The following is a 7918-nucleotide window of genomic DNA, read 5'->3' on the forward strand; positions in this document are numbered from 1 at the left end:
CTGGCGCAGCGCAAGAACGGCATCGCGGTGGGCGCGCGCTGCCAGGGCCAGCCGCCGCGCATCCTGGGCAGCCACGTGCTGCTGGCCATGGGCCGCCAGCCCAACACCGATGCCCTGGACCTGCAGGCCGCCGGCGTCGAGGCCGACGAGCGCGGCTACATCCGCGTGGACGAGCAGTGCCGCACCAGCGCCGATGGCGTGTGGGCGGTGGGCGAATGCAATGGCCGCGGCGCGTTCACGCACACGGCCTGGAACGACCACGAGGTGGTGGTGGCCAACCTGTTCGACCAGGATCCGCGAAAACTATCGGACCGCATCGACGCCTACGCCCTGTACATCGATCCGCCGCTGGGCCGCGTGGGCATGGGCGAGGCCAAGGCGCGCCAGAGCGGCCGCCCCCTGCTGACGGCGAGCCTGCCCATGGCCCGCGTGGGCCGCGCGCGCGAGGCGGGCGAGACGCAGGGCGTGATGAAGGTGGTGGTGGACGCCGACAGCCGCCTGCTGCTGGGCGCGAGCCTGCTGGGCTACCGCTGCGACGAGGTGGTGCACGGGCTGCTGGACCTCATGACGCTGAAACAGCCGGTGGACAGGCTCATCCGCTCGATGCCGATCCACCCCACCGTGTCGGAGCTGCTGCCCACGCTGCTGCAGAAGCTCGAACCGCTGAAGGACTGAGCGCCAGCCTCAGGCCGCGCAGCGGCGCAGCGCGTCGACCACGGCGTCCACCTCGTCCGCGCGCAGGGCCACCAGTTCCAGCGTCAGCACGCCTTCGCGCACGCCGTGCTCCATCACCCACACCGGCGGGTCGTGCCGCCGCAGCGCCTGCGCGACGCGGCGCGCCTCGTCCGCGCCACCCGCGAAGCGCAGCCGCACGCGTGGGAAGGGCGCTCCCAGCGGGTCGGGCACCAGGGTGGTGTCGACACCGCGCAGCTCGCGCAGCGCGTCCACGGCCCCTTGTGCTTTCTGCGCCTGTCGCGCGCCCCAGGAAGGCAGGTCCAGCCCGCGCCGCTCGGCCAGGGCCGCCAGCACGCCCACGATGGCCTCCTTGCTCGCCTTCATCGCGCGGCCGATGCCCTTCTGCTGCGCTCGCACGGCGTCGACGAAACCCGCCTCGCCCACCACCAGGCCCGCCGTCGGCGCGGCCAGGTACTTCTGCGCGCTCAGCACCACGGCGGCGGGTTGCAGGGCGGTGAGCTCGCGCACGCGCAGGTCCTGCGCCGCGCCATCGATGAGCACGGGCACGCCGGCCGCGCGCGCGGCCTCGCAGGCGGCAGAGAAGTCGAAAGCCGGGTCGCGCGTGAGGCGCGAGGACACGAGCAGCAGGCAGGCCACCTCGGGCGCGGCCAGGGCGGGCAGCAACTCGTCGCCGGTGCAGCGCTCGGGCCGGCCGCAGGCCTGCACCGTCGCCCCGGCCAGGCGCACGTCGGTGGCCAGCGGGTGGCCGTAGTCGATGAGGTGCGGCGCGGGCACCACCACCACGCGGCGCAGGCCCTCGGCGTCGGGCAGTTGCGCGACGCGCGCCGGGTCCGACCCGGCCATGGCCGCCGCCACGCCCAGCGTGATGCCCGCTGCGGCGCAGTGCACCACGGTGCCGGCGGCGGCACCGCTGAACGCGGCGAGTTCGCGCGAAGCCAGCGCCTGCAGCTCGTCGATGACGAGGAACTGCTGCAGGGCCCAGGCCGTGGCCTCGGCCACGGCGGGTGAGGACCGCGACACGCCCACGGGCGTGAAGGTGCCGGCGGCGTTGAGCGCGCGGCCGAAGGCGGGCAGGCCCGCGGGGGCATAGGAAACGGTCATGGCGCTGGGCTGCCCTGGGGGAATCCCCAGGGACGATTCACTTGGTCAATCATTCTGACAAGCACTAGAGTGCGCGGCTTTGCTTCCCACGAGTACCCGACATGAGCCATCCCGCCGCCCCTTCACTGGATTTCTTCGCGCAACTGGACGTGCAGGTGGGCCCCGTGCACGAGGTCGGCGCCACGCCGGCCGGCAATCGCCGCGTCATCCCCATCACCGGGGGCTCCGCGAAGGGCGCGGACTGGAGCGCGCGCGTGCTGCCCGGCGGCGCCGATTTCCAGTTGATCGTGACGCCCTCGCTCGCGCGCCTGGACGCGCGCTACGTGCTCGAGACCGATGGCGGCGACCTCATCTACGTGAGCAACCAGGCGATCCGCGTGGCGGCGCCGGAGGTGACGGCCAAGCTGGTGCGCGGCGAGCCGGTCGACCCCGCGCTGGTGTACTTCCGCTGCGTGCCGGCCTTCGAGACGGCCTCGCCCGCGCTGGGCTGGATCAATGAGCGCCTCTTCGTCGGCACGGGCGTGCGCCGGCCGGACCGAGTGGAGATCGCCTGTTTTTTCTTGCTGTAGGCCGGCCGGACAGCCGTGCTGCAATCCGCCGATGGACATTCGACAGCTCAAGTACTTCGTCGGCATTGCCGAGGCCGGCAGCCTGACGGAGGCGTCGCGCCGGCTGCACATCGTGCAACCGGCCCTGAGCCAGCGCCTGAGCGATCTGGAGCGGGAGCTGGGCGTGAAGCTGGTGGTGCGCGGCCGGGTGGGCACGGCGCTTACGCCCGCGGGGACCGAGCTGTACGAGCGGTCCAAGCGCATCCTCCAGCAGATCGACTACGCGGCCGCGGCGGCGCGCGAGAAGGCCGGGGTCGTCGAGGGCGTGATCACCATCGGCCTGCTGCGCAGCCTTTCGCCCTTGCTCAGCGTCCGCTTGTTCAGCGAGATCCGCGCCGCGATGCCGCGCGTGCGGCCGCAGATCCGCGTCGGATACTCCGCCGAGCTGGAGCGTCTGCTGTTCAAGGGCGATCTGGACATGGCCACTCTGGTGGCGGCAGGCGCGCCGGAGGCCGGCGCGCGTGGCGCGGCGTTTTCGGAGCGTCTCTTCATAGTGGGCTCGCGGGATGTGTTGCGCGCGGTGCCGCGGCGACCCACGCTCGCCGATGTGCAGCCGATCGAGCTGCTGTTGTCGCCCATGCAGCCAGCCCATCGCCTGGTGCTGGAGGCGTGCGAACGGTCCGGGCTGGATCTGCGCATCGTCGGTGGCATCGAAGACCTGCCCTCGATGCTGGAGCTGTGCGAGCAAGGGGTGGGCGCCACCATCCTGTCCACGTTCGCCGCACGCCGGGCGGCGCAGCGAACTGGACTGATCGCGTTGCCCATCGCGGAGAGCGGGCTGGAGCGACACGTGCGCATTGCTCTGGCCACGGACACCGGCTGGTCCGAGGCCGTTCTGGTGGGTGAATCCATCCTCTCGCGCTTGCTGGCCGAGTCCGTCAAGCGCTCGTGATGCTCCCGATTTGGTAGCGCAATGCGCTCTCTTTTCAAAGTTTTCGAGCATCCATTGCGTGGCGCGATGGCGACCTCGTAACAAAGTATTGGTCGCGAACGGCACGCGCTGTCACAGTGAAATCTCCCGACAACAACGAGGAGACACCGTGAAGAATCCCATCCGCCTGAGCCTGGCCTGTGGCCTGCTGGCCGGCCTCGGCACCAACGCCCAGGCACAGAGCGTCAGCATCTACGGCATCGCCGATCTGTACGCCGGCAGCATCCGCGGCAGCGAGTCGCGCACCGTGATCAATGAGGGGGGGAACGCCATCTCGCGGCTGGGCTTTCGTGGCAGGGAAGACCTCGGCGGCGGGCAGTCAGCCTATTTCGTGCTGGAGATGGGCCTCACGATGGACAACGGCACCATTCCCATGGGCGGGGGCTTCGGCCGGCAGTCCTTCGTCGGCATCGACGGTCGCTGGGGCGCGCTGGAGGCTGGCCGCCAATACACACCGCTGTTCTTCAACCTGCTGGCCACGGTGCCTTTCGGCATGAACGCGAACTGGGCGCCCGTGCAACTGGCGGGCAGCACGGATGGTCAACCCGTGGCGGTGCGCACCGTGGGTTTTGCGATGCGCCAGTCCAACCTGCTGCGCTATCGCTATGGTGGTCCTGTGCAAGCCAAGGGCTTGCGCGTTGAAGTGGCGGCGGCGCCGGACGAGGGCGCGGCCGGTCTCGGCGGAATCCTGGCGTTCGCCGCCAGCTACCGGGGCGAGAACTACTTCATCGCCTATGGCGCCCAGCGCCTGGACAGCGGCAGCGCCGCCGCGACGCCATTTCGCAACGAGACCCAGGGGGTCAATGCGAGCTACGTCTTCGGGCGCCTGACGCTGTCGGGCGCGTACCTGGTGTCCGACAGCGACGCGCTTGGTGCGCGCCGCGCCACGCATGGCGTGCTGGGCCTGGCCTACGACGTCGGCCCGCACCGCTGGATGGCAGAACTGAACGGACGCGACCTGGAGGACAGCCCGAACGACGCCCTGGCGGCGGCCATCGGCTACGACTACCGCCTGAGCAAACGCACGTCCTTGTACGGCCGCCTGCTGCGCTTGAACAACAAGGGCACGGCAGCGAACACGCTGGCGCAGGCCGTGGTGAATGCCGGCAGTGGCGACGATGTGCGGGCCGTGGCGCTGGGCATCCGTCACAACTTCTGAACCGAGCCCGTCACTTTCCTGTCGTCCATGCGCCGTCCCAACTTCCTGGTCATCGTCACTGACCAGCACCGCGCCGACCACCTGGGCTGCTATGGCCACCCGGTGCTGCGCACGCCGCACATCGACGCGCTGGCCGCGCGTGGCACGCGCTTCGAGCGCTTCCACGCGGCCAGCCCGGTGTGCATGCCCAACCGCGCCTCGCTGCTCACGGGGCGCCATCCGTCGGCGCACGGCCTGCGCGTCAATGGTGGCGCGCTGTCGGTGCGCGCCACCACCTTCGTCGAGCAGTTGCGGCGCGCGGGCTACCGCACGGCCAGCCTGGGCAAGAGCCACGTGCAGCCCATGACGGACCGGCCCGCCGAGGGCGGCGCGCCCGTGCAGGCCTTCGACGCCTGGAAAGACGATGGCGGCGACTACACGCAGGAACAGCCCCGGCACTTCGCGGGCACCGAGCGCCACCCTTTCCACACGCCGTACTACGGCTACGACGAGGTGGACATGGTGACCTTCCACGGCGACCAGGCGGGCGGGCACTACCTGCAGTGGCTGCGCCGCCACCTGCCCGAGGCCGACCGCCTGCGCGACCGCGCGAACCAGTTGCCGCACGACTATGTGTGCCCGCAGGCGTATCGCACCGCGATCCCCGAGGCCTTCTACCCCACGAGCTACATCCGCGACCGCGCGGTGGACTTCCTGCGCGGCACCCGAGGGCAGGCGCAGCCCTTCTTCGCATTCGTGTCCTTCCCCGACCCGCACCACCCCTTCACACCACCGGGGCGGTATTGGGGGCTCTACGACCCGGCGGATTTCCAGGTACGCCTTCCTTTCGAGGCGCACCGCAACCCGCCACCGCCGATTGGCTGGTGCCGCGAGCGCTTCCTGGACGGCAGCCGTTCGCGCCAGGGCCCGCACGACTCCTTCTTCGCCACCGAGCGCGAGATCCGCGAGGCCATGGCGCTGAGCGCCGGCATGATCGCCATGATCGACGACGCCGTTGGCGACATCGTGAGCGCGCTGGAGGAGAGCGGCCAGGCCGAGGACACGGTCATCGTCTTCACCTCGGACCACGGCGACTACCTGGGTGACTTCAATCTGGTGCTCAAGGGCGCGCTGGCTTCGCGCGGCATCACGCGCGTGCCCTTCATCTGGTGTGATCCCCAACAGGCGGCGCCCGCCGTCAGCCCGGCGCTGGCCTCCACCATCGACATCGCGCCCACCGTGCTGGCGCGCGCGGGCGTCGAGCCTTATGGCGGCGTCCAGGGCCGGTCGCTGCTCGGCTGCCTCGACGGCCAGGGCCGCGTGTGGGACGAGCTGCTGGTCGAGTACCAGGACAGCCGCACGCGCCAGGGCTTCCAGCGCCCGGCCAGCGTGCGCAGCCTCCTCACCGAGCGCCACCGCCTCAGCGTCTACCAGGACGAGTCCTGGGGCGAGCTGTACGACCACCACCAGGACCCCGACGAGACCCACAACCTCTGGGACGCGCCGGACCACCGCGACACTCAGTCGCGACTTATGCAACAACTGCTGCGCAAGATGCTGTCCGCCGTGGACCCGAGTCCGCCGGCGCGCTACGCGGCCTGAAGGAGACAAGACACATGCAACGCCGCCACTTCATCGCCACCTCGGTCCTGGGCCTGCTCGCCGCTTCGTCGGCCCGCGCGGACGAATGGCCCTCGCGCGCCATCAGGGTGATCGTGCCCGGCGGCCCGGGCTCGCCCGCCGACGTGGCCATCCGCGCCATGCAGGACGTGCTGGCGCGCGAACTCGGCCAGTCCATCGTGGTGGAAAACCGCGCCGGTGGCCAGGGCATCATCGGCGTGGAAGCCACGGCCAAGGCCGCACCGGATGGTTACACCATCGGCATGCTCACCCTGCAGTCGGCCGTCACGCCGGCACTGCGCGCGAAAACGCCATTCGATCTGCAGCGCGACTTCGCGGCCGTGGCGCAGCTCACCACCGAGTCACCCATCCTTCTGGTGCGGCAAAGCCTGGGAGTGAAGACGCTGGCCGAGCTGGTGGCGCTGGCCAAACGCCAACCCGGGCAACTCACCCTGGGCAGCGCCGGAGCGGGCACGCCTTCGCACCTCGGCATGGCCTTGCTGCAGCGGGCGGCCGGCATCGAGCTGCGGCACGTGCCCTACCGCACCATCGCTGCCGCCGTCACCGACCTGTCGGGGGGCATGGTCGATGTCGTGCTGGGCGGTTCCTCGGCGGCCCAGCAAGGCCTCAATGGCGGGCGTCTGGTCGCCCTGGCCATCGCGGCGCCGCAGCGCAAGAAGGCTTTTCCGGATCTGCCCACGCTGGCCGAGGCGGGCTACCCCGGCGTCGAGCTGCGAGGCTGGACCGGCATCGTCGCGCCCGCTGGCACACCTGCGTCTGTCGTGACCCGCTTGCAGACCGCGTTCGCCGCGGCGCTGGCAGAACCCGCGGTGGTGTCCCGTATCGGAACCGCCGGTTCAGAGGCGGGCGGTGTCGCCGGGCCGGCGTTCGGCGCTTTTGTGGCCGCGGAAGCGCGGCGCTGGCGCCAGGTGGTGGTGGAAGAGAAGATCACGCAGGATTGAATGCTGGGATGGCGCTCGCGCGCCGCCGTGCATTGCCGGGGCGCAGAATGCCGATCCATGTCCCCGTCTCCCAACCCCAGCGTCGCCTTCTTCGACCGCCAGTTCCAGCGCCAGATCGCCGAGGGCGAGCAAGCGCTCAACCCCTTCGAACTCGCGGCCCGGCCTCACGTGCGGGGGCGCGTGCTCGACGTCGGCTGCGGCCTGGGCAACCTGGCCCTGGACGCGGCGCGCCGCGGCTGCGAGGTGCACGCCCTGGACGCAAGCGCGGCGGCCATCGATCACCTGCGGCGGGTGGCGGCCCGCGAGTCGCTGCCCCTGATCGCCGAAGAGGCCGACCTGAGCGATCACGTGCCCGAAGGGCGTTACGACACGGTGGTCTGCATCGGCCTGCTCATGTTCTTCGACTGCGCCCGGGCCTGGCGCCAGCTGGAGCGCCTGCAGGCGGCCACCGCGCCGAACGGCGTGCTGGTGCTCAACGTGCTCATCGAGGGCACCACCTTCATGGGCATGTTCTCCCCCGAAGGCCACTGCCTCTTCGAGCCTGGCCGCGTGCTCGAGCGTTTCGCCGGCTGGGAGCGGCTGCACGAGGCGATCGAAGCCTTCGACGCGCCTGCTGGCACGAGCAAGCGCTTCCTCACCCTGATCGCGCGCCGGCCCTGCACCGCCTAGGTGCTTGGCGCCGCGGGGCGGCGCTGGCCAGTCCCCGGTGCGAAAATCCCGTCCCATGAACGCCAGCAACACCACCGAACTCATGCACACCCTGGGCCAGCAGGCCCTGGCGGCGTCGCGGCTCATGGCCAAGGCCAGCGTCGCGGCCAAGGCGCAGGCGCTGCGCCGCCTGGCCGCCCTGCTGCGCGAGGCC

At 71.0% G+C, this 7918-nt stretch carries 8 protein-coding genes; 7 read left to right on the forward strand and 1 reads right to left on the reverse strand.

Annotated elements, in window-relative coordinates; all coding sequences use genetic code 11:
- Window positions 1–675, forward strand: a 675-nt coding sequence (locus VLG41_RS11085) for an FAD-dependent oxidoreductase (RefSeq protein WP_325349458.1), incomplete at its 5' end; no start/stop codon positions are given.
- Between the two features lie 9 nt (window positions 676–684).
- On the opposite strand, the gene VLG41_RS11090 is transcribed toward VLG41_RS11085, so the two are convergent.
- On the reverse strand, window positions 685–1797 hold the full coding sequence (locus VLG41_RS11090) for a hypothetical protein (protein ID WP_325349459.1): 1113 nt from the start codon (window positions 1795–1797) through the stop codon (window positions 685–687).
- Between the two features lie 101 nt (window positions 1798–1898).
- Between VLG41_RS11090 and VLG41_RS11095 the strand changes: the two genes are divergently transcribed.
- The 6 genes from VLG41_RS11095 to VLG41_RS11120 all read left to right on the forward strand — a co-directional run bounded on the left by VLG41_RS11095 (window position 1899) and on the right by VLG41_RS11120 (window position 7725).
- Complete coding sequence (locus VLG41_RS11095) at window positions 1899–2366, forward strand: DUF3237 domain-containing protein (protein ID WP_325349460.1); 468 nt, start codon at window positions 1899–1901, stop codon at window positions 2364–2366.
- Between the two features lie 31 nt (window positions 2367–2397).
- Window positions 2398–3297: a LysR family transcriptional regulator gene (locus tag VLG41_RS11100; RefSeq protein ID WP_325349461.1), complete on the forward strand. Its 900-nt coding sequence runs from the start codon at window positions 2398–2400 to the stop codon at window positions 3295–3297.
- Between the two features lie 148 nt (window positions 3298–3445).
- Entirely contained in the window at window positions 3446–4495 is a 1050-nt protein-coding gene (locus VLG41_RS11105; protein WP_325349462.1) for a porin, read from the forward strand.
- 27 nt (window positions 4496–4522) lie between these two features.
- Complete coding sequence (locus VLG41_RS11110; protein ID WP_325349463.1) at window positions 4523–6076, forward strand: sulfatase family protein; 1554 nt, start codon at window positions 4523–4525, stop codon at window positions 6074–6076.
- A 14-nt stretch (window positions 6077–6090) separates the two neighbouring features.
- Window positions 6091–7056 carry a tripartite tricarboxylate transporter substrate binding protein gene (locus tag VLG41_RS11115; protein WP_325349464.1) on the forward strand — a complete coding sequence of 322 codons (966 nt, stop codon included), beginning with the start codon at window positions 6091–6093 and terminating at the stop codon, window positions 7054–7056.
- 57 nt (window positions 7057–7113) lie between these two features.
- Entirely contained in the window at window positions 7114–7725 is a 612-nt protein-coding gene (locus VLG41_RS11120) for a class I SAM-dependent methyltransferase (RefSeq protein ID WP_325349465.1), read from the forward strand.
- The last annotated feature ends 193 nt before the right edge of the window (window positions 7726–7918 follow it).

The sequence above is a fragment of the Hydrogenophaga sp. genome (assembly GCF_035481345.1).
Taxonomy (GTDB): domain Bacteria; phylum Pseudomonadota; class Gammaproteobacteria; order Burkholderiales; family Burkholderiaceae_C; genus Hydrogenophaga.

What these genes read in the sequence shown, in the direction of transcription:
- VLG41_RS11090 (WP_325349459.1), bottom strand. Translation starts at nt 1,797, where the DNA reads ATGACCGTTTCCTATGCCCCCGCGGGCCTGCCCGCCTTCGGCCGCGCG.
- VLG41_RS11120 (WP_325349465.1), top strand. Translation starts at nt 7,114, where the DNA reads ATGTCCCCGTCTCCCAACCCCAGCGTCGCCTTCTTCGACCGCCAGTTC.
- VLG41_RS11100 (WP_325349461.1), top strand. Translation starts at nt 2,398, where the DNA reads ATGGACATTCGACAGCTCAAGTACTTCGTCGGCATTGCCGAGGCCGGC.
- VLG41_RS11115 (WP_325349464.1), top strand. Translation starts at nt 6,091, where the DNA reads ATGCAACGCCGCCACTTCATCGCCACCTCGGTCCTGGGCCTGCTCGCC.
- VLG41_RS11110 (WP_325349463.1), top strand. Translation starts at nt 4,523, where the DNA reads ATGCGCCGTCCCAACTTCCTGGTCATCGTCACTGACCAGCACCGCGCC.
- VLG41_RS11095 (WP_325349460.1), top strand. Translation starts at nt 1,899, where the DNA reads ATGAGCCATCCCGCCGCCCCTTCACTGGATTTCTTCGCGCAACTGGAC.